The organism is Acinetobacter sp. Ac_3412 (assembly GCF_013072675.1).
Taxonomy (GTDB): Bacteria; Pseudomonadota; Gammaproteobacteria; order Pseudomonadales; family Moraxellaceae; genus Acinetobacter; species Acinetobacter higginsii.
Map to the genome: position 1 here is coordinate 532,120 of NZ_LXUJ01000009.1, position 20,698 is coordinate 552,817.

19 protein-coding genes are annotated in these 20,698 nt (G+C 43.0%); 12 read left to right on the forward strand and 7 right to left on the reverse strand.

All coding sequences use genetic code 11. The features are described from left to right. Window positions 1–18 precede the first annotated feature (18 nt). From tssM to A7P54_RS10725, 7 genes are all read left to right on the forward strand, one after another. On the forward strand, window positions 19–3,828 hold the full coding sequence (gene tssM / locus A7P54_RS10695) for a type VI secretion system membrane subunit TssM (protein ID WP_171549561.1): 3,810 nt from the start codon (window positions 19–21) through the stop codon (window positions 3,826–3,828). Window positions 3,829–3,865: 37 nt separating this feature from the next. Further along, a complete protein-coding gene (gene tagF / locus A7P54_RS10700) occupies window positions 3,866–4,825 on the forward strand; it encodes a type VI secretion system-associated protein TagF (protein WP_004805528.1) in 960 nt (319 codons plus the stop codon). After that, window positions 4,822–5,595: an OmpA family protein gene (locus tag A7P54_RS10705; protein WP_171549562.1), complete on the forward strand. Its 774-nt coding sequence runs from the start codon at window positions 4,822–4,824 to the stop codon at window positions 5,593–5,595. The genes tagF and A7P54_RS10705 overlap by 4 nt, the downstream gene beginning before the upstream one ends. A 33-nt stretch (window positions 5,596–5,628) precedes the next feature. Beyond that, entirely contained in the window at window positions 5,629–5,892 is a 264-nt protein-coding gene (locus A7P54_RS10710) for a PAAR domain-containing protein (protein WP_004654745.1), read from the forward strand. Between the two features lie 443 nt (window positions 5,893–6,335). Beyond that, window positions 6,336–7,106: a molybdate ABC transporter substrate-binding protein gene (modA, locus tag A7P54_RS10715; RefSeq protein ID WP_171549563.1), complete on the forward strand. Its 771-nt coding sequence runs from the start codon at window positions 6,336–6,338 to the stop codon at window positions 7,104–7,106. A gap of 4 nt (window positions 7,107–7,110) precedes the next feature. Beyond that, a complete protein-coding gene (gene modB / locus A7P54_RS10720; RefSeq protein ID WP_004654738.1) occupies window positions 7,111–7,806 on the forward strand; it encodes a molybdate ABC transporter permease subunit in 696 nt (231 codons plus the stop codon). After that, entirely contained in the window at window positions 7,803–8,420 is a 618-nt protein-coding gene (locus A7P54_RS10725) for an ATP-binding cassette domain-containing protein (protein ID WP_171549564.1), read from the forward strand. Before modB ends, A7P54_RS10725 begins: the two co-directional genes overlap by 4 nt. Here A7P54_RS10725 and A7P54_RS10730 read toward each other — a convergent pair. Then, window positions 8,415–8,681 carry a metal/formaldehyde-sensitive transcriptional repressor gene (locus A7P54_RS10730; RefSeq protein WP_151714813.1) on the reverse strand — a complete coding sequence of 89 codons (267 nt, stop codon included), beginning with the start codon at window positions 8,679–8,681 and terminating at the stop codon, window positions 8,415–8,417. The genes A7P54_RS10725 and A7P54_RS10730 overlap by 6 nt on opposite strands. A gap of 56 nt (window positions 8,682–8,737) precedes the next feature. On the opposite strand from A7P54_RS10730, the gene dmeF reads away from it, so the two are divergent. Continuing rightward, window positions 8,738–9,685, forward strand: coding sequence for a CDF family Co(II)/Ni(II) efflux transporter DmeF (dmeF, locus tag A7P54_RS10735; RefSeq protein WP_171549565.1), 948 nt, complete (start codon window positions 8,738–8,740; stop codon window positions 9,683–9,685). 46 nt (window positions 9,686–9,731) lie between these two features. On the opposite strand, the gene chrA is transcribed toward dmeF, so the two are convergent. After that, complete coding sequence (gene chrA, locus A7P54_RS10740; RefSeq protein ID WP_171549566.1) at window positions 9,732–11,075, reverse strand: chromate efflux transporter; 1,344 nt, start codon at window positions 11,073–11,075, stop codon at window positions 9,732–9,734. A 117-nt stretch (window positions 11,076–11,192) separates the two neighbouring features. Continuing rightward, a complete protein-coding gene (locus tag A7P54_RS10745; protein ID WP_171549567.1) occupies window positions 11,193–12,149 on the reverse strand; it encodes a LysR family transcriptional regulator in 957 nt (318 codons plus the stop codon). Between the two features lie 92 nt (window positions 12,150–12,241). Here A7P54_RS10745 and A7P54_RS10750 point away from each other — a divergent pair, with 92 nt between their 5' ends. Further along, window positions 12,242–12,883 carry a LysE family transporter gene (locus tag A7P54_RS10750; protein ID WP_171549568.1) on the forward strand — a complete coding sequence of 214 codons (642 nt, stop codon included), beginning with the start codon at window positions 12,242–12,244 and terminating at the stop codon, window positions 12,881–12,883. A gap of 47 nt (window positions 12,884–12,930) precedes the next feature. Here the strand turns inward: A7P54_RS10750 and A7P54_RS10755 are convergent, their stop codons facing one another. The 4 genes from A7P54_RS10755 to A7P54_RS10770 all read right to left on the reverse strand — a co-directional run bounded on the left by A7P54_RS10755 (window position 12,931) and on the right by A7P54_RS10770 (window position 17,565). Further along, complete coding sequence (locus A7P54_RS10755) at window positions 12,931–14,901, reverse strand: family 2A encapsulin nanocompartment cargo protein cysteine desulfurase (RefSeq protein WP_171549569.1); 1,971 nt, start codon at window positions 14,899–14,901, stop codon at window positions 12,931–12,933. Next, window positions 14,876–15,808, reverse strand: coding sequence for a family 2A encapsulin nanocompartment shell protein (locus A7P54_RS10760; RefSeq protein ID WP_005284419.1), 933 nt, complete (start codon window positions 15,806–15,808; stop codon window positions 14,876–14,878). The genes A7P54_RS10755 and A7P54_RS10760 overlap by 26 nt, the downstream gene beginning before the upstream one ends. Window positions 15,809–16,054: 246 nt before the next feature. Continuing rightward, entirely contained in the window at window positions 16,055–16,993 is a 939-nt protein-coding gene (gene epsC / locus A7P54_RS10765; RefSeq protein WP_004805539.1) for a serine O-acetyltransferase EpsC, read from the reverse strand. A 62-nt stretch (window positions 16,994–17,055) separates the two neighbouring features. Then, window positions 17,056–17,565: a rhodanese-like domain-containing protein gene (locus A7P54_RS10770; protein WP_004805540.1), complete on the reverse strand. Its 510-nt coding sequence runs from the start codon at window positions 17,563–17,565 to the stop codon at window positions 17,056–17,058. A gap of 405 nt (window positions 17,566–17,970) precedes the next feature. On the opposite strand from A7P54_RS10770, the gene tauA reads away from it, so the two are divergent. From tauA to tauC, 3 genes are read left to right on the forward strand one after another with little or no spacing between them, the layout of a single operon-like run. After that, window positions 17,971–19,011, forward strand: coding sequence for a taurine ABC transporter substrate-binding protein (gene tauA / locus A7P54_RS10775; RefSeq protein WP_171549570.1), 1,041 nt, complete (start codon window positions 17,971–17,973; stop codon window positions 19,009–19,011). 9 nt (window positions 19,012–19,020) lie between these two features. Further along, window positions 19,021–19,812, forward strand: coding sequence for an ATP-binding cassette domain-containing protein (locus A7P54_RS10780; protein WP_171549571.1), 792 nt, complete (start codon window positions 19,021–19,023; stop codon window positions 19,810–19,812). Next, window positions 19,809–20,690, forward strand: a complete 882-nt coding sequence (tauC, locus tag A7P54_RS10785) for a taurine ABC transporter permease TauC (protein ID WP_005321897.1) — start codon at window positions 19,809–19,811, stop codon at window positions 20,688–20,690. The genes A7P54_RS10780 and tauC overlap by 4 nt, the downstream gene beginning before the upstream one ends. The last annotated feature ends 8 nt before the right edge of the window (window positions 20,691–20,698 follow it).

Sequence of the window (20,698 nt, forward strand, 5' to 3'; positions counted from 1 at the left end):
TAAGAATTCGAGAACTCAATGTATATCATTTTAGGTTATCTGTGGCAGTACATCACGAATCCTAAAGCTATTATTGCTTTATCCTTATTCGTGGCACTGATTTCTTCATACTCGTCTATTCCTCGGCATATCTTTTGGGCATTGGCAGCAACCTATGCATTGGGTTTAATCGTCTATGGTATCTATTGGCTGATTCAAAGAAAACGCCATGCAGAACAAGGTGAAGAACTGGCCAATGCGATTGAGCAAGACAGCCAAGCTGAATATGGTCAACACAAAGACAAAGCCGAGCTACAGTTAATTCAGCAGCAGATGAAAGAATCAATTCAATTGATTCGTAAATCTAAATTGGGTGATAAAAAGGGCAATGCCGCATTGTACGAATTACCTTGGTATATGGTGATTGGTAATCCAGCTGCGGGTAAAAGTTCTGCGATCTATAATTCTGGTTTGAAGTTTCCCTTTGAAGAAACCCATCAGAAAATGGTTTCAGCGGGTTTAAGTGGAACACGAAACTGTGATTGGTTTTTTTCTACAGAAGGGATTTTGCTGGATACCGCAGGGCGTTATTCGGTTTATTCCGAAGATCATTCTGAATGGTTGGGCTTTTTAAATATTTTAAAGAAAAATCGTTCCAAAGCGCCTGTTAATGGTTTGGTCCTGATTGTCAGTATTGCTGAATTGATCAGCCAGAGTCCTGAGAACTCAATAAAATTAGCCAAAAATCTGCGCGCTCGAATTCAAGACTTAACGGAAAAACTTGAGGTCGTGGTTCCTGTTTATTTGGTCTTTTCTAAAATGGACTTGATTGCAGGCTTTACGGAGTTTTTTGATTGCTATGAGTCACAAGAATATAATCAGGCGTGGGGAGCGACCTTACCTTATGAGCAGAACTCGTCTCAGAATGCAGTGGAATTATTCGAAAAACATTACAGCATTCTTTATGACGGTTTAAAGAGTGTCAGTACCACGCATTTAAGTCGTCGCCATTCGCAGAATATTTCGCCGAGTGTAATGACCTTCCCATTGGAATTTAAAACACTCAAACCTGCACTAAAAAGTTTTGTCGGCACGTTATTTGAAGATAACCCATACCAGTTCCAACCGATTTTCCGTGGTTTCTATTTTACCAGTGCCTTACAAGAAGGTGTGATTGAAAGTCCAATGACGGAGAACATTGCGCAAGAGTTTCAACTGCAGCAAGTTCAGGGCAATGGACAAGACAACGGAAATGCTTCGCTTGCACCCAACCATGGTTATTTCTTACAAGGTCTATTCTCTAATGTGATTTTACGAGACAAAGATCTGGTGAAACAGCACATCAATCCTGCCAAAAAACGTCAACGTTATATTGGCTTTATTGCCGCTTTGGTGGGCGTTTCTTTGGTACTCGGTGTATGGGTCTGGTCATATCGCAATAACCAGCAATTGATTGCGGATGTACAGGCTGACTTAGATAAAGTGGTGCATCTGGAAAAAACTTCTGGGCAGCAATTATCCACTCAACTCGAAGCCTTATTGATTCTGCAAGAACGCTTGCAACAGCTCGATGAGTTTGATGAGCATCGTCCGCTTAAGTTCAGCTTTGGCCTTTACCAAGGGAATCAATTACGCGAGAGCTTAAAAGCTGAGTATTTAAAAGGGATCAAGCAAATTGTTCTGACCCCGACACAGCAAAATATTGCGCAATATTTACAGCGTGTTAAAAACAACGAGGCGACTTTAAAAGCCAATCACGTCAATGTCGAAATCAAGCAAGTTGCGAAAACACAGCAGTATTTAGAGCCTTCGGATAGCAATCCACAAGATGCTTATAACGCATTAAAAGCCTATTTGATGATGAGTAACCATGAATATATGGATACCAGTCATTTAAGTGACCAAGTGTCTCGTTTCTGGCGTTCTTGGCTGGATGCCAATCGTGGACAAATGCCGCGTGGTGAGATGATTCAGGATGCAGAGAAGATCCTTTCTTATACCATGACTTTGGCCAATCAAGACGGCTTCCCTGTACTTGAAACCGATGCACAAGTGGTCGATCAAACCCGTCAGGTTTTATTGTCAGTGATTCGTGGTATGCCAGCACGTGACCGTGTCTATAACGAGATTAAGATGCGTGCAGCGGTACGCTTCCCAGCAGTCACGGTTGGGCAAATTGTGGGTGAACAAAACCGTGCCATTGTTTTAGGTAGCTATGCATTACCGGGTGCGTTTACGCAAAAGGCATGGGATGAGTATGTTGAAAAGGCAATTGATGAAGCTGCGAATAAGCCAACAGACAGCAAAGATTGGGTATTAAATAGTCGTCAATCGGATGATTTAACCTTCTCTGGTAGCCCAGAACAAATCCGCAAACAATTGGTCGCGCTGTATAAGCAAGAATATGTGGCGGAATGGAAAAAATTCCTGAACGGCATTTATTATGCCAAAAACGATCAATTTGCTCAGCAAGTGAAGAGTATTGATGTTTTAGGCGAACCACAAAATTCACCAATTCGTACTTTATTACAACGCATTGCAATTGAAACCAACTGGGATAATCCAATTGTACAGGCTGAACTGGCTGTTCCTGAAAAAGGCTTTGTCGCTTGGTTTAAACGTAAAGTTCTAAACAATTCAGATGATAGAGCAGCGGCTCAAGCGATGGACCGTGCACAAGGTGCAATTTCGCAAGAATATCAAATGTTCTATCAGTTGGTACGCAAGCGCGATGATTTACAAGATAAGTCATTATTCGATGAGTACATGAACAACCTTGCACAAGTGCGTAGTAAGTTCAATGATCTGAAAACAGCAGGTGAGATTGGCCCAAGTGCCATGGCTTTGGTGAAACAGACCATCAATGATCAAACTTCAGTCTTTAATACCACACAGAAATATGTGGATGAAAAGATGATGGTGGGTCTGAAAGACACTGATCAACAGGTATTACAAAAATTGTTGATGACGCCACTGACACAATCTTTCGCTAGCCTGATTGTGCCGACTCAGGATGAGTTGAATAAATTGTGGGGTATCCAAGCGTATCAACCATTTAAAACCAATTTGAGCCAGAAATATCCATTTAATTCAGGTGTGACTTTACAGGCCACCAGTAGTGAAATTGGTCAAATCTTTGGTGAGACGGGTAGCATTGCACGCTTTGTAAAAGAAGCTTTAGATCCATTTGTGATTCGCCGTGGTTATGTCTTGACCTCGAAAACATGGAAAGACTTAGGCATTAGTCTAAATCCACAATTTGTGGTGGCATTCCAGCAATATGTGGCACCGATCAATGGCATGGCAACAGGTAGCCTCGATCAACCTGCGGTTGCACCTGTATCCAATCAGTCCAACTTCCAGTTCTATCCATTACCGAACCCGCAATACTTGTCGTATACCATTGATATTGATGGTCAGCGCATGGTGTTTGAAAACGGCATTCAACAATGGGTGAACTTTGTTTGGCCAAATCAAGGAGCAGTCCCAGGCGCACGCATCACGGCAGTCGATTTGGAAGGTAAAACCCATACGATTTTTGAAGAGCCAGGTGAATATGGGATTAACCGTTTGATCGATGCAGCACAGCGTAAAGAGCAAAATGGTAGTTTTGAAATGACATGGACCAGCAAAACTGAACCATCTTTAACACTGAAAGTAAACTTCCGACTCATTAGTGGTAATAGCTCAGGCAGTATTGGCTCTAGCCGTGGTTATGCAGGCTTACAACTGGTGGATAAAGTGGTGACAGAGAAAGCGGTACGTGTGGTTTCTGCGCAAGCGACGCCTGCGGGAGCTGCTCCGAAGCCACAAGCGCCAGTGCCTGCACCGTCAGGAGTAACGCCGTAATGTTAGGGGTGATCAGGGAACAGCAGGAGGTGCTTGGATGCAACAAGTAAAAACGACAGCTTTGTACTACGGAAAGACACCCGCTCGTGGTGACTTTCTGAAATCCAAAGGGCAATACGCATTAATTCAAGTGCTGGATCAGTGGATTACAGAAGCACTTGAACATGCCATGCGCAGCCCTGAGTTCAAGCAACGTTATGAGTCTTTGCCTTCTTTGGATTTTTTTATTGCCAATCCTGCCGAGTCGATGTTTTTGGCTGCCAATTTAATTGCCAGCCAAGACAGCTCTGGGCGGGCATTTCCAATGGTATTGAGTCAATTACTTGAAGTTGAGCAGCCTTATCAAAATTTATTATTGGCGCCGTTTTACTACAAGTCAGTTTTGGTCGATTTATTCCAGCGCAATCGCGTATTACGTAGTATTCGTGATACCAATATTATGCTGGAAAAGTTGAATAACCTACCCAATGTGGTTCAGATTTTCACTGCCGAAGAATGCAATGGTTTTTATGAAAATCACACCATGCATTCCTTTGCCCAATTGATGAAAATCAATGTCTATGAACTGGCACAGAGCATGATCGGATTAGGACTTTTACTGCAACCGATCTTAAAAAATGGTACCAGTCGTTTGAATAAGGTGCTGATCCTACCGATTAATAATGCGATGTACTGCTATGAAATCGCAGCATTTTGGGTTGGGATGATTGGACGCTTCCTAGGCATCAATAATACTGAAATCCTGATTGGCATCTTGCATCGTGAGGAACCAATTTTATTCATTGGTTTTCAAGGCGCCGATATCATGGCGCTCAGTGATATTTTTACCCAAAACATGCAGAGCGAGCATTGGGTATCCTTAATCCAAGCACAATGGATTGATGCCTATCTGGAGCAGAATGCAGGCCTTGCCACACTCGAACAATCACTTTGTCAGCGTCAGTTGAGCCTTAACCAAGGTTTGAAGCTGTTCAGACAAACTTTTTTAGATGAATGAATATGAGAAATAATCCGAAATCTATCTGGGCAAGTTTACTGTTTGGCTTATGTGTTATAGGCCAAAGCCATCTGCTCCACGCTGCACCGATTGTGGTGGAGGGTGTGGTGCCCAATGAGGAGAGCAAGCAGGCAATCTTGGTCAAAATGCAGTCTGTTTATGGTGCAGATCAAGTTGTCGACAAAATTCAGGTGCGCCCTGTTTCAGCGCCGAGCGGCTGGAGTGATTCAGTGACCCGTGTCATCACTCCTGATCTGAAGAAGATTTCACAAGGGCAACTAAGAGTGAAGGGAACTCAGGTCGATTTAACCGGTAAAATGACAGACCCAAATCAGATTCAACCGACCACCAATAATTTTCAGGCTTTGGTTCAACAACCGTATCGATTCAATGCACAACTTTCTGTGAATCAAGCCGAGCAAAAAATCATTGACGATGCTTTAAAGAACCGAATCATTGAATTTGAATCAGGGAGTGCCATTCTGACTGCGGCAGGACAACAGATTCTGGATGAAATGGCTGTGGCGTTAAATAAGGTTGGTGGCAAGAAAGTCAAAATTATTGGGCATACCGATAGCTCTGGTGATGCCAATAAGAATACGGTATTAAGTCAGCAACGTGCTGCAGCGGTACAAAGTTATCTGGTGGGTAAAAGTATTGCTGTGGATCGTTTAAGTACCGAAGGTAAAGGTTCTAGTCAGCCAGTTGCGGATAATGCAACTGCAGATGGTCGTAAGAAAAACCGCCGCATTGAATTTGAAGTACTTTAATCATTCATAAATCCAAATGTGAGGGATGGGATTATGGCAACACCCTATATCGTTGTTGGTTGTCCAACCACAGGTGGTGGGCAGGTCATCAGTGGAAATAGCAGCTTTCTCATAGAAGGTATTCCAATTGCTTGTGTCGGGGATAAGGCGACTTGTCCAAAACATAAAACTGTGGCGACGATAGTCGCTGGTGATCCGAATATGCAAGTGATGGGTAAAGCCGCTGCTAGAGTGAATGACCCACTTTCTTGCGGCTGTAAATTATTGCCGAAACAGAATTTAGCCGTCAGAGGTTAAGGCATGATTTAAGCTTCGAATCTCCTAAAAGCTTAAAAATCATTTGGCACATCTTTTGCTAAAAGAGCAATAGGGTCGCGATCTAGGCTATCTTTAGAAATAGACAAAGGCGTCTATTCAGCATCATTCGGTTGGTGTTTGGATAGGCGTCTTTTTATTTTGGAAAGCAAAATATGGCTAATCGCTATATTTTTCGGTAAATAACGATTGAGTGAATGTTTGATCGATCGCTTATGTCGGAATTTATATGGAGATGCCCTAAATTGGTGAAAAACAGATTTTTTTGCACCAAATGATGTTCATGGTACCTATGATTAGATCATTGAGGTTCTAAATACGCAGATGATGGATTAAGGATAACAACACTGGCGAATTGTTATTTTTAGTGTATCTTTATTAAGCGATATATTTTTAAAAACATATCGAAATTCGAGGACAAAACAATGCCAACAATGATGAAAAAAACCTATCTCTGTGCTGCCGCTTTCGGGGCGAGTTTATTGATGCAGACCCACGCAGTAGCCGCGGACGCAATTACAGTGTACGCAGCGGCAAGCTTAACCAATGTAGTGAATGAACTCGATGCAATCTATGAGCAAAAAAATAAAATTGAGGTCAAAACCTCTTATGCAGGGTCTTCAACCTTAGCCAAGCAAATTGAGGCGGGGGCGCCTGCTGATGTGTTTATGTCAGCCGATGTGCAATGGATGGACTATTTACAGAATAAACAGTTGGTTGCGCCAACTGATCGCATTAATTTACTGGGCAATCGACTGGTTGTCATTACGCCTAAAGAGCGTCCGATTAAATTAAAAATGGATAAAAGTTTTGATCCAACTCAAGTGATTCAAGGCAAGCTGTGTACTGGGGACACCAAGAGCGTACCCGTCGGGAAATATGCTAAACAGGCGTTGACCTCACTAGGGTGGTGGGACAAAGTTCAACCACGACTGGTTGAAACGGAAGATGTACGTGCTGCCTTAAACTTTGTAGCGCGTGGTGAGTGTCAGGTCGGTATTGTTTATGCGACAGATGCTGCCATCAGCAAAGATGTGGTTGTGGCAGGTATCTTCCCCGAAAATACGCATCCACCAATTATTTATCCCGTGGGTTTAACCAAGAAGAATACGGAATCGGTCAAATTCTATAAATTTCTACAAAGCGGACAGGCAAAAACGATATTTAAAAAATATGGGTTTAGCGTGTTGCAGTAACTAAATGATGATCTTAAGCCCTGAAGAAATTGAAGTTCTCAAGCTGTCCTGCAAAGTGGCAGCAGCGTGTCTGGTGTTTAGCTTAATTCCTGCAACTTTAGTGGCTTGGGTATTGGCCCGCAAAGAGTTTTGGGGAAAGTCACTATTTGAGACCTTGGTGTTCTTACCTTTGGTTTTGCCACCTGTCGTGCCCGGCTACTTATTGCTGCAATTGTTTGGTAATCGGGGACTGTTGGGGCAATATCTTGCACCGCTGGGGTTAGAGTTTGCTTTTAACTGGAAAGGCGCGGTATTGGCATCCGCGGTGATGGGCTTTCCTTTATTGGTACAATCGATTCGGCTGGCGATTGAACTGGTCGATCAACGCTTGGAGCTGGCAGCGAAAACCTTGGGTGCATCTTCCTTTGGGGCATTTATGCAGGTGACATTACCGCTCGCCAGTAGTGGTATTTTGGTCGGTGCTATTTTATGTTTTTGCCGAAGTTTAGGTGAGTTTGGTGCAACGATTACCTTTGTTGGCAATATTGCTGGCGAAACCCGTACTTTACCGTTGGCCATGTATAGTTTGATGCAGCAACCCGATACCGAAGCCGCAGTATGGCGATTGATTATCCTGTCTTTATCGGTGGCATTCTTTGCCTTATGGTTTGCACAGTGGTTCAATCGTTATCAGAAAAATAAGCGTGGATATTCAACATGATTGATTGTCATATACAGCTACAGCAAGGGCAGTTTTGTCTGGATCAACGCTTTCAATCTGATCAGACGGTAATTGGTTTATTTGGGGCTTCGGGTTCGGGGAAAACCACCATATTACACAGCATTGCAGGGTTAATCCGACCTCAATCGGGCTGGATTAAAATCCAGAATCAGACTTGGTTCGATCAAGGTCAGAACATTCATCTCAGTACGCAACAGCGTCGTGTCGGTTTGGTCTTTCAAGATGCACAATTGTTCCCACATAAAAACGTCAAACAGAATTTACTGTTTGGTTTTAAGCATATTGCACCACAACAACGTCAGTTCGATGTGGACTATATTGTAGGGTTACTCAAATTGGAACATTTGCTGGAACGCATGCCGATTAAGCTGTCTGGAGGAGAAAAACAGCGAGTAGCATTGGGACGAGCCTTACTATACTCGCCACAATTGCTGCTTCTCGATGAGCCACTGTCTGCACTGGATACCGCGCATAAGGCCGAGATCATTCCTTTTTTTCAACGCGTTAAACAGGAAATCAAGATCCCAATGTTGTATGTCAGTCATGATCATTCCGAGCTAGACCAACTCAGTGACACCATTTGGTATTTATAGATAGCGTTGTAATAAGGTGAAAAACTTTTCTACTTCTTCCTCATCCACATGATCAGCACCTTTTAATACATGTTCTTTTAAGTGTTGTTCGATCAATTGGTTCATTAAACCGTTCACCGCACCTTTGACTGCTGCAACCTGCTGTAGAACTTCTATGCAAGAACTTTCAGGATTTGTGATTGATTTTTCGATTGCTGCGAACTGTCCTTGAATCCGCTTAAGACGATTTAAAATTTTCTTATCTTGATGGAGGTGAGACATACCTTTTTTCCTAAAAAAATATATACTAGGGGGAGTATATTGGAAGACGAAAATAAATGCAGCATAGTAACCTAGAACGACGTCATTCTCATCAGTTTGATCAAGGAAATCCTTTAGCACAAAAAAGAATTTTAATTGCCACCATTTTAACTGCGGTGATGATGGTCTTGGAAATTCTAGGTGGCTGGTTTTTTAATTCGATGGCTTTGCTTGCTGATGGCTGGCATATGAGTTCGCATATGCTGGCATTGGGACTGGCGTATTTTGCCTATCGCATGGCGCGACATTATGCCCAAGATCAACGCTTTAGTTTTGGTACATGGAAAATTGAAATCTTGGCGGGGTATAGCAGTGCGATTTTACTGATGGTGGTGGCGCTGTTGATGGGGATTCAATCACTCGAGCGTTTATTTAACCCTGTCACCATTCATTTTAATGAAGCGATTCCCATTGCGATTGTGGGGCTGATCGTCAATCTGATTTGTGCGTGGCTATTACATGATGGGGGACACGAGCATCATCACCATCATTCGCATCATCACCTTCATGATGAAGCAGATCAGCACAGCCATGATCATCATCATGATTTGAATCAAAAAGCCGCATTCTTACATGTGGTTGCAGATGCTGTCACTTCGGTGCTCGCGATTATTGCCTTATTTGCGGCCAAATATTTTGGCTGGAATTTCCTAGATGCTTTGCTTGGGATCGTCGGTGCATTACTGGTTGCAAAATGGTCTTGGGGGCTGATGCAGGAAACAGGAAAAACTCTATTGGATGCTGAAATGGGGCATCCTGTGGTTGTAGAAATACGTGAGGTGATTGCCCAGTTTGCACAGGTTGAAATTACTGATCTACATGTATGGAAGGTCGGGAAAGGCAAGTTCTCTTGTATTTTAGGATTGGAAACCACCATGACTGATCTCAATCCTGATCAGGTTAAAGCGGAATTGGCGATTCATGAGGAAATTGTGCATGCCTCAGTCGAAATTCATCATATTTAAGCTAGAACGTCATCGAGTAGCGTTTTGAGCTACTCGATATATTTAATTATGCACCAATATATAAAATGAGACCGCAAAAGGCCGATGCAAAAATCACATACAATACATTGAGCTGAAATTTGAATAAAGCAATCAATGCTGCAACGGTAATAAAGGCCGCTTCATAATTAAAAGCATGATCAAAACCATTTGGCCAGAGCACATGATAGCTAAAGAATAAGGCCAGATTTAAAATTACTCCGACCACAGCAGCGGTAATCGCAGTAAGTGGTGCGGTAAATTTCAGTTCATTATGCGTAGATTCAATAATTGGGGCACCTGCCAGAATAAACACAAAGGAAAATAAGAAGGTAAACCAAGTGACAATCACCGCACCCATTGCGCCTGCTAAAAATAGATGTTCAGCACCCAATACAACATGGTTATAAGCACCCAAGAAACCAACGAATGCCACCACCATGATTAGTGGGCCTGGGGTACTTTCACCGAGTGCCAGACCATCAATCATTTGGGTTGGACTTAGCCATGCATAATGATTGACTGCACCTTGGTACACGTAGGGCAGAACTGCATAAGCACCGCCGAAGGTCAGTAAGGCTGCTTTGCTAAAGAACCACGCCATTTGGGTATAAGCATGTTGCCATCCTAATCCTAGAGTCAAAAGCAGCATTGGCACAAACCATAGGAACGCAGCAATGATCAGGATTTTGGCGAGGTTGCTCCAGCGGAAAATTGCATGGGCAGGCGTTGGTGTATCATCATCAATCAGGGCGGCCCCATAACTTTTATGACTATTTTGATGGGAAGCCTGAGCCATAAATAAATCGGGCTTTTGCTTACTCAGCACGTAGCCTGAGATGGCAGCTGCTAACACGATCAGGGGGAAAGGGACATTAAACACAAAGATGGCAATAAATGCGGCAGCAGCAATGCCCCATAAAAACGGATGCTTTAATGAGCGACTGCCAATACGATAAGTCGCATGAAAGACAATTGCCGTAACCGCAGGTTTAATCCCATAAAACAAGCCTGCAATGATGGGTACATCACCAAACTGCACATAAATCCATGACAGGGCAATCAGGATAAACAGTGAGGGGAGAACAAACAGAACACCTGCAACGAGCCCACCCGTAGTTCGATGCATCAGCCAACCAATATAAGTGGCGAGCTGTTGTGCCTCAGGACCAGGGAGTAACATGCAGTAATTCAGCGCATGTAAAAATCTTTTTTCAGAGATCCAACGTTTATTTTCAACTAGTTCCTGATGCATTACTGCAATTTGTCCAGCAGGACCACCAAAGCTGATAAATCCCAATTTAAGCCAGAACAAAAAAGCTTGCCAGAAAGGAATTGCTGGCGTTGGATTTGTAGAATCCGCTGATTGCATGATGTATTCCAAAGAGTTTTCTTTTTATTTCTAGATGATAAATAAAATTGAGCATTGAGTTTATAAATTTTAGTGAGTTAATAATTCAGAATAATGAAATTATTAAATTTAGATGGGTTAATCATTATTTTTTATTGGAGCGTTCTGATGAACTAAAATTGGTTCTGCGGCTAATTTTTCCGCCAGATATTGAATGAACACACTCAATTTAGGTGGCACATGACGGGTAGGTGGATAGAGCAACCATGCGCCACCACTGTAATGGGTTTTAAAATGCCAATCAGGTAAAACCTGAACCAAATTCCCTTGTTCTAAGGCATGGCGTGCTACGAAGTAAGGCAAACTGGCTATGCCTAAATCTTGTAAAGCGGCACTCAGGCGCACGCCAGTATGATTGGCTGCATAACGACCACGGACTGGTACTGTAATTGATTTCTGTTCTTGCTGGAACTTCCATTTCGAGTCATTAGGTTGTTCGCCCAAATAGATACATTGATGCTGCTTTAAATCATGCGGATGCTGTGGGATGCCATGTTGCTGTAAATATTCAGGCGTAGCACAGATTAAATGGTCAATATCAATCAGTTTTCGCCCCATCAATCCACCTGGTGGTTGTTCGGTAATACGTATGGCTAGATCTACACCATCATCAATCAAGTCAATGTAGCGGTCTTCCAATAATAATTGGATATCAATTTTGGGATACAGTGCCAAGAATTCAGGTAAATGTGGATGCAGCATAAAATGCCCAACGGCTTTGGGCACACTGATCCGAATCACGCCTTGTGGTTCAATATGAAACTGTCCCGAACTTTCCATCACTGCCTGTGCTGCATTGACCATGTCGACGCAGCGTTCATAGACCTGTTGACCACTTTCACTTAAGCGCAGTTTACGTGTGGTGCGATGCAATAAGCGTGTACCTAAAGCTCGTTCTAAACGGGCAATGGCGCGGCTCACGGCAGACGGGGTTGAACCGAGCTGCCGTGCTGTTTCAGAAAAGCTTTCCGTTTCGACAACTTTGACAAAGGTTGCCATTTCATTTAACAGAACCAGACTTTGATTTGTGCTCATGAAGCAAAAGTTATTTGGATTTTGATTGGATTATCGCGCTTTAAAAATCGCAATACAATCTTTTTCCTGTAGTCATGATGGAGATAAATCAAATGTGGCAGTTGTATGGACATGAGTTTCTGGCCTTGGCATTGATCCATTTTATGGCAGTTGTTTTACCAGGTCCTGATTTTATTATTACAGTACGGCAAAGTGTTCGATATGGCTATTTAATTGGCTGTATCACTGCAATCGGTATTGGTGTCGGCATTTCGGTGCATGTGTTTTACACCTTGGTGGGTGTTGGCGTGCTGATCCAGCAAAGTGTCTGGTTAATGTCGGTATTACGCATAGCTGGGGCGGCTTATTTGATTTATTTGGGTTGGCAATGTTTACGCAGTCAGCCGAATAACAATCTGGATATTTTGGCTGGTGAGGCGATGGGCAAACCGAGCTTAATCCAAGCTTTTAATATGGGATTTCTAACCAATGCCTTGAATCCCAAAGCGACCGTTTTCTTTCTGGCAATTTTTACCACCATTGTGAGCCCAACCACACCGTTAAAGGTTCAAATTGGTTATGGCGTCTGGATGTGTCTAGTGAATGCGTCATGGTTTATTTTGGTCAGTATTATGTTTGCTCAGCCCGTTGTACGGAAACGCTTTTTAGAGTTTGGGGTGTATTTTGAACGGGTAATGGGGGTTATTTTGGGGGCAGTTGCAATACGATTGATTTGGAGTGTTGCCTTTACCTGAACATAAAAAAAGACTGCGCTGAGGCAGTCTTTTTTATTGGGGAGGGGTTAGGCACTGCGTTTGTTTCTGGTCAGTTGATGTAATACCGACACCAGCAAATCAATTTCTTCTGTGGTGTTATAAAACGCCAAAGAAGGGCGCACAGTCTGTTCTACGCCAAAACGACGCAAGATCGGTTGAGCACAATGATGCCCTGAACGAACTGCAATGCCATGTTGATTCAGTGCTTTACCCACTTGCTCTGTCGAATAACCTGCAAGGGTAAAGGACATCACACTGGCTTTGTTTCTTGCCGTGCCAATCGGTCTCAAACCTGCGACGCTGGCTAACGCATGCTGGCCATATTCGAGTAAGTCATGTTCATAACGGGCAATATTATGAATGCCAAGGCGTTCCACATATTCCAGTGCTGCACCTAAACCCACGGCATCGGCAATATTACCTGTGCCTGCTTCAAACTTATTGGGAGCAGGTTGGTAAACCACTTGTTCAAAAGTCACGTCTTGAATCATATTGCCACCGCCTTCCCACACAGGCATGGTTTCCAGAATTTCTGGCTTGGCATAGACCGCGCCAATACCTGTTGGCCCAAAAACTTTATGTCCTGAGAATACAAAGAAGTCAGCATCAATCGCTTGAACATCGGTTGGCATGTGCGAAACCGATTGGGCACCATCGACCAAGACCCGCACGCCTTTGGCATGTGCGATTTTGATCACCTCAGCGACAGGTGTCACCGTACCTAAGGCGTTGGACACTTGGGTAATTGAGATCAGTTTGGTGCGCTCATTGATCAATTTTGGCAATTCTTCCAAAATGATTTGACCTGTATCATCTACAGGAATCACCCGTAGTTTGGCACCGACTTTTTTGCTCAGTTGGAACCAAGGGACGATGTTGGCGTGATGTTCAAGGTGAGATACGATGATCTCATCGCCTTCATCAATATTTTGTTCTCCCCACGTTTTGGCAATCAGGTTAATGCCTTCAGTGGTACCACGTACAAAAATGATTTCCTTGGATGATTTTGCTCCAATGAAACGGGCCACAACATTACGCGCATGCTCATAGGCATCGGTTGCACGTGCTGCCAGTTCATGTGCGGCACGATGAATATTGGAATTTTCGTGCTGATAAAAATAGGCAATACGATCAATCACGTTTTGTGGTTTCTGCGTGGTCGCTGCATTATCAAACCAAACCAGAGGTCGACCATTGACGCGTTCTTGCAAAATTGGAAAATCACGACGGATTGCTTGAATATCCAAAGGTTGCGCTGCGTTGGCTACAAACTGTGGTTGAGAAGGCTGATAATTGCCATAACTCGTGTTGCTTTGTGGCAAATCCAAAAAATAGAAACCTGTAGAAGCGGTACTTTTAGGTTGAGCTAAACTTGGTTGGTCTTGCTGCAACAAGCTTTTTAGCGCATCGCCGTGTGGTAATTGAAATGATTGTGCAGTCGCAAAACTGGCAGCATCAAATTCAGAACTTGATGTGCTGGGTGCTGCAAAGTCATTTAAAAAATAAAATGGTGATGCCTCACTTGCCGATGGACGAGAAGGTTCAACCAAAGGCACATTCGGTGCGCTATGAATGGCCTGTGGAAAATTTGGTTCAATCGGTGGACGAGGCAAGTTCGCCCCACCAACCACGGGTGCAGAGGCAATGGCACGACGTTCAGGATAATCGGGATAGTTTGGAATATGCTCAGGATATTCAGGATTCAAACTTTTTTCATAAGCAATATTGGGTGCACGTCCACTTAATGCTGCTAAAGGTTCAGCAGGCTGGGGTTGATGTGGCGGTGTACCGACATTGGGTAAGTCCAAATTCAAACCAGAAGGGTGGCCACTGCCTGAGCTTGGCAGTGCAGCAAAAAATTCAGAGGCGAGTCTTGAAAGTGTTGCTTCATCTGGGAAGTTGGACGGTGGGCTAACACCGACCACTTCTGAACCCGTTGGACTACCTTGCCCAGTACCTGTAGAAGATAGCTTACTTGTAGTTAACTGGGTAGTCATGATATTTGTCCACCTCCACATCTTCGAGCACAGCCAACGCATCCTCAGTCAATACCGCCAATGAGCAGTACAGTGAGATCAGATAAGACGCAATCGCATTGCGGTTGATGCCCATGAAGCGTACAGAAAGCCCAGGGGATTGCTCACCTGCCAAGCCCGGTTGGAATAAGCCCACCACACCTTGGCGTTTTTCACCCACACGCAGTAACAAGATTTTGGTTTTACCATCTTCCACCGGAATTTTATTCGATGGAATCAGTGGGACACCACGCCATGTGATGAACTGCGAACCGAATAAACTGACGGTTGGTGGTGGCACGCCACGACGGGTACATTCACGGCCGAATGCAGCAATCGCATCTGGATGTGCCAAGAAGAAACCTGGTTCTTTCCAGACTTTACGGAGTAAATCATCAAAGTCATCTGGTGTTGGGGGACCATTTAAAGTTGAGATACGCTGTTCATCTGCGACACTGGCCAATAAACCATATTCAGGGTTGTTGATCAGCTCGCTTTCTTGGCGTTCTTTAATGGTTTCAATGGTTAAGCGTAATTGTTCTTTAATTTGATCATGTGGGCTGCTGTAAAGATCGGCCACTCGGGTATGAATATCCAAGACGGTAGACACACCATTTAAGAAATATTCACGCGGTTGCGCATCATAATCAACAAAGGTTTGCGGCAAAGTCGCTTCATCACGTTGTGTGCAGGCCACTTGGATATCATCGGTGTTGCTGACACGGTTAACGCGATAAATACCTGCTTCAACAGGAATCCATTGCAATAAATGTGTGAGCCAACGTGGGGTAATGGTCGAAAGTTGTGGAACGGTCTTGGTGGCATTGGCAAGCTGTCTAGCTGCATGATCTCCAAGTGCAAGTTGGGCTTTATCTGTGGTTTTTGCCATGAATCAATTTTCCTGTTGTCTTTGGCTTTGTTAATAAAAATTGGTTTTATTGCAATAATATTTAATGATTTATTTCGTTAGACTAGAGGCTATTTAGTTTTTTTAAAAATATTATTATGAGATAAATAATGGTGAATTATTTGCTTATTACTCATAAGAATATAATTATGAAAAATAAATATAAGTATTGAATATACGTTATTTATTCTTGCGCCTTTTATTTACTTGGTTAAATAATTCATTAAATTAAACTTTACTATTATGTAATGACTCACTAGGTGACTGTAAAATCTGACTGCCTGCTGCAACACTATGGGTAAGCCACACATTGCCGCCAATAATTGACCCTTTACCAATGGTGATACAGCCTAAAATTGTTGCACCTGCATAAATCACCACATGGTCTTCCACGATAGGATGACGGGCATAATCTTTTTTCAGTGCACCGTCTTCATTCAGTTCGAACCGTTTTGCACCGAGTGTCACCGCCTGATAGATACGCACATATTCACCAATCACGGAGGTTTCTCCAATCACCACACCTGTGCCGTGATCGATAAAGAAGCCTTTCCCAATTTGCGCACCCGGATGAATATCAATACCCGTTGCAGAATGCGCCAATTCAGAAATAATCCGTGAGAGCAGCGGTACACTGTGATAGAGCTGATGTGCTACGCGATGATGAATAATCGCTAAAATACCGGGATAGCAGAGTAAGACTTCATCGACGCTATGCGCGGCAGGATCCCCTTCATAGGCTGCACAGACATCTGCATCTAATAAGCGGCGAATGTCAGGCAAAGTATTGGCAAAGTCCTGTACGATGGTTTGTGCCAAAGCGACTTGCTGTTCATATAGCAGACGTTCATTGCTTGAAACAGGGATCGGTTTGACTCGACTTTTGGCTTCGTAATTTAAAGCCAACTTGACCTGTGCAAACAGTTCATTCAAAACACGGTCAAGGGTATAGGCAATATAGTAATCCTCAGTTTCTTGGCGTAGATCGCTCGGCCCAAGTCGCATTGGAAATAAGATCCCACACAGATCATCTAAAATTGACTTCAGCGCATCCTTAGATGGGAGTTCACGTCCACCAAATTCTTTGATGCGATGTTGACGCTCCCGCCATTCATGTCGTGCTTGTTGTAGGCCTTCGACGACAGGCTGTATTTTCCATTGGCTCACGCGAGTTCCTTGCAAAACGAGATCTTAAATAAATCGTAAAATAATTGCTTAAAAAAGCAGCATTAGTCTTGTAACCAAGGTAACTGATGTGTACGCCAGCCATTGCTTTGATTACGTTGTTGTTGCTCGTTTAAATCACCTTCAAAGCCTTCTTGCACGTTATAAACTTGAGCAAAACCTGCACTAAATGCTGCTGCAGCCGCTAAAGCTGAGCGTTTACCACTACGGCAGAGCAGTAAAATGGTTTTGTCTTTGCCAACTTTGCTATCCAGTTCTTTTAGAAAGCGTGGGTTTCGGTTAAATGATGTGCCCGTTGCCCATGCAACGTGGATACTTTCAGGGACATAGCCGACAAATTTGCGTTCTTCATTGGTACGTACATCGACCAATACTGCAAGACCTTGTTCAACCAAATACCAAGCTTCAGGTGGGGGTACGCTGCCAGTGAAATCGAGTTCATTTTCTTCAGCATAATGTTGCGCACGCGCTAAGATATCTTGTGGATTTTTTGATAAACCGTGAATCGTAGATGTCGATTCTGCTATATCAGTAGAATCAAATTGAGCATTCATTTTTATAACCTTTCATACATCAGCGGGATGATGTTTTTATCTTAGGACTGTTTTTATATTCAGGAAAATAAGCAAAATTTATTTATATATCTATTTTTGATAAATAATAGGTTTTTATTGACTTATTCGGAATATAGTTTGGAGCTATATTTTAAAATGAAAATGCTTATTTAATTTAGAGATGAAATTATCAGGATTAAATATTTTACTTTTCAATTAAACAGAGGGATAAATATTTAAAAGGCTTAGTTGGGAAATTAAATGAAACAACACTAAAAATAAACCAATTGAATATAAAAACAGCAAAAATTGCCTAAGTCTTATTCTTATCTCATAAAGGAATAAGCAACTCACTTTTTCTTATTTTTAATCATAAAGCATGCCGCATACCATAAGCCTATATTGTTGAAAGATCATCTAATTATGGGCATCAAAAACTCTAAGCCGCTAATTGTTACAGCGATCGTCCTTGTGGCGATTGTTGCTTTTATTGTCTATCAAAATCAAAAAGATGCTGCACCTGTTCAGTCTAAAAATAACAAGGCAGTAGTGATTGCCTATCAAACTGGTGTGGATCCAACCAAGGTTGCACAAGCCAATGGTGATTATGAACGTGATAGTAATCAAGCAATTCAATGGCGTAAATTTGATGCAGGTTCAGATGTGGTCAATGCATTGGCTTCGGGTGATGTGGTGATCGGCAATATCGGTTCTAGTCCTCTAGCTGCTGCTGCAAGTCGTGATTTACCGATTGAAGTATTTCTGGTGACGGCTAAATTAGGTGGTTCAGAGGCATTGGTGGTGAGTAATAAATCAGGCATTAAAAACCCTCAAGATTTGATTGGTAAAACCATTGCCGTACCATTCGTTTCAACCACGCATTACAGCTTATTGTCAGCGCTCAAGCATTGGAATATTGCGGATAACCAAGTCAAGATTATTAACTTACGTCCACCAGAAATCACAGCAGCTTGGGAGCGTGGTGATATCGATGCAACTTATGTTTGGGAACCTGCATTAAGTAAAGTCAAAGCCAGTGGTCATGTATTAACAGACTCGAAACAAGTCGGCGAGTGGGGTGCACCAACCTATGATTTATGGGTGGTTCGTAAAGATTTCGCTGAAAAAAATCCAGAGTTCTTAAAAGCATTCGTAAAAACCAGCTTGAAACAAGTTGAAGCGTATCAGCAGGATCCAAAAGCATTTGAACAAAATACGGACAATATCCAGAAAATTGCTCAGCTGACAGGCTCCGATGTGAAAGATATTCCTTTACTGTTGTCAGGCAATATTTATCTGAATGGTCCGCAACAACACGCAACTTTAGCGGGTGAGTTCGCTAAAAATATTTTCGATACAGCAACCTTCCTCAAAAGCCAAGGCAAGGTAGATCAAGTAAAACCTGATTATCAAGGTAATGTCACCACCCAATTCTTACAGCCATAGGAGATCTAAATGAGCGTATTAGCTGCCGAGCATCTTCATTTAACCTTTCCAAAACAGACCGTGCCTGTATTACAAGATATCAATCTGAAGATTGAAGAAGGCACTTTGACTGTGATTTTGGGTGAGTCTGGTTGTGGTAAAACAACATTACTGAATATTTTGGCGGGTTTTCAAAAGCCAAGTTCGGGGCAGATTACACTGGATCATGAAGTAGTGACTGCGCCAGATGCACGCCGTGCGGTGGTATTTCAGGATCATGCGCTATTACCTTGGTTAAATGTCTCTGAAAATATCGGTTTTGCTTTGCAGCTCAAAGGTTTAAAAGAGCAAGAAATTCAACAGCAAGTCAATGCAATTCTTAAAATTGTCGGCTTGAGTCATGTGGCTAAAGCCAATATTTGGGAATTGTCAGGTGGCATGAAACAACGGGTTGGGATTGCTCGTGCTTTGATCAGCCATGCTGCATTCATTTTACTGGATGAGCCTTTTGCTGCGCTTGATGCTTTTACTCGTGAAACCATGCAGCAGTTGGTGCTGGACTTATGGATTGAACAAAATAAATCCTTCTTCCTGATTACACATGACATTGAAGAAGCACTATTGCTGAGTAATCAATTGGTGTTGATGACGGCTCGTCCAGGTAAGATTGTCGAAACTTTAAAACTGGATTTTGCAGAGCGTTATAAGCAAGGCGAATCGATTCGTGCGATTAAATCGGATCCAAAATTTATTCAATTACGTGAGCAATTGTTTGAACGCCTACGTGTGCAGAAACAAGCAGGGCATGAGGTGGCTGTATGACGGGGCAAGCAAAAAATACAGCCTATGAGGTGAGCAAGGCCGAGGAACTGCAATCGACGAATCAAGCACAGTCAGGTTCGGTTTTTAGTGCAATTGGGGCTTTTTTTATTCGTCATCGCAGTTTAGCGCTCAGTCTTACCAGTGTCTTGAGCGTATTAGTGATTTGGTATTTGATCACGGCATTAAAAATTGTCCCAAGTCTATTTTTGCCGAGCCCTCAAGCGGTATGGCAGAAGTTTCTTGAGGTCAGTCAGCAAGGTTTTATGAAAGCCACCTTGTGGCAGCATTTGGCCGCGAGTATTTCTCGTGTCTTATTGGCCTTGGTTGCTGCGATTGCGATTGGTGTACCTTTAGGTTTATGGATGGGGCTGAATAAGTGGGTTCGTGCCGTGCTTGATCCATTGGTTGAGTTATTGCGTCCGATTCCACCTTTGGCTTATTTGCCACTATTGGTGATCTGGTTCGGGATCGGTGAAACCACCAAAGTCCTTTTGATTTTCTTTTCGATCCTTGCACCTGTGATTATCAGTAGTACCCATGGTGTGCTGAGCCATCAGCTCAATCGTGAACGTGCTGCCTTATCTTTAGGGGCAAGCCAATCACAAGTGTTTTGGCATGTGATTCTGCCGACGGCCTTACCGCATATTTTAACGGGTGTTCGTATTGGTTTAGGTGTGGGCTGGTCGACTCTAGTGGCTTCGGAATTAGTCGCAGCAGATCGCGGTATCGGTTTTATGGTGCAGTCTGCGGCACAGTTCCTGATCACCGATACAGTAGTTCTGGGCATTATTGTGATTGCGATTGTCGCCGTTAGTTTTGAATTGTTTTTGCGTTGGTTACAGAAGCAATTATCTCCTTGGTATGGCCAACAGTTATAAGTGTGAGT

What these genes read in the sequence shown, in the direction of transcription:
- chrA (WP_171549566.1), bottom strand. Translation starts at nt 11,075, where the DNA reads ATGCAATCAGCGGATTCTACAAATCCAACGCCAGCAATTCCTTTCTGG.
- A7P54_RS10760 (WP_005284419.1), bottom strand. Translation starts at nt 15,808, where the DNA reads ATGGCAAAAACCACAGATAAAGCCCAACTTGCACTTGGAGATCATGCA.
- A7P54_RS10710 (WP_004654745.1), top strand. Translation starts at nt 5,629, where the DNA reads ATGGCAACACCCTATATCGTTGTTGGTTGTCCAACCACAGGTGGTGGG.
- A7P54_RS10725 (WP_171549564.1), top strand. Translation starts at nt 7,803, where the DNA reads ATGATTGATTGTCATATACAGCTACAGCAAGGGCAGTTTTGTCTGGAT.
- A7P54_RS10755 (WP_171549569.1), bottom strand. Translation starts at nt 14,901, where the DNA reads ATGACTACCCAGTTAACTACAAGTAAGCTATCTTCTACAGGTACTGGG.
- A7P54_RS10730 (WP_151714813.1), bottom strand. Translation starts at nt 8,681, where the DNA reads ATGTCTCACCTCCATCAAGATAAGAAAATTTTAAATCGTCTTAAGCGG.
- tauC (WP_005321897.1), top strand. Translation starts at nt 19,809, where the DNA reads ATGACGGGGCAAGCAAAAAATACAGCCTATGAGGTGAGCAAGGCCGAG.
- modB (WP_004654738.1), top strand. Translation starts at nt 7,111, where the DNA reads ATGATGATCTTAAGCCCTGAAGAAATTGAAGTTCTCAAGCTGTCCTGC.
- A7P54_RS10750 (WP_171549568.1), top strand. Translation starts at nt 12,242, where the DNA reads ATGTGGCAGTTGTATGGACATGAGTTTCTGGCCTTGGCATTGATCCAT.
- modA (WP_171549563.1), top strand. Translation starts at nt 6,336, where the DNA reads ATGCCAACAATGATGAAAAAAACCTATCTCTGTGCTGCCGCTTTCGGG.
- tssM (WP_171549561.1), top strand. Translation starts at nt 19, where the DNA reads ATGTATATCATTTTAGGTTATCTGTGGCAGTACATCACGAATCCTAAA.
- dmeF (WP_171549565.1), top strand. Translation starts at nt 8,738, where the DNA reads ATGCAGCATAGTAACCTAGAACGACGTCATTCTCATCAGTTTGATCAA.
- tagF (WP_004805528.1), top strand. Translation starts at nt 3,866, where the DNA reads ATGCAACAAGTAAAAACGACAGCTTTGTACTACGGAAAGACACCCGCT.
- A7P54_RS10745 (WP_171549567.1), bottom strand. Translation starts at nt 12,149, where the DNA reads ATGAGCACAAATCAAAGTCTGGTTCTGTTAAATGAAATGGCAACCTTT.
- A7P54_RS10705 (WP_171549562.1), top strand. Translation starts at nt 4,822, where the DNA reads ATGAATATGAGAAATAATCCGAAATCTATCTGGGCAAGTTTACTGTTT.
- A7P54_RS10770 (WP_004805540.1), bottom strand. Translation starts at nt 17,565, where the DNA reads ATGAATGCTCAATTTGATTCTACTGATATAGCAGAATCGACATCTACG.
- A7P54_RS10780 (WP_171549571.1), top strand. Translation starts at nt 19,021, where the DNA reads ATGAGCGTATTAGCTGCCGAGCATCTTCATTTAACCTTTCCAAAACAG.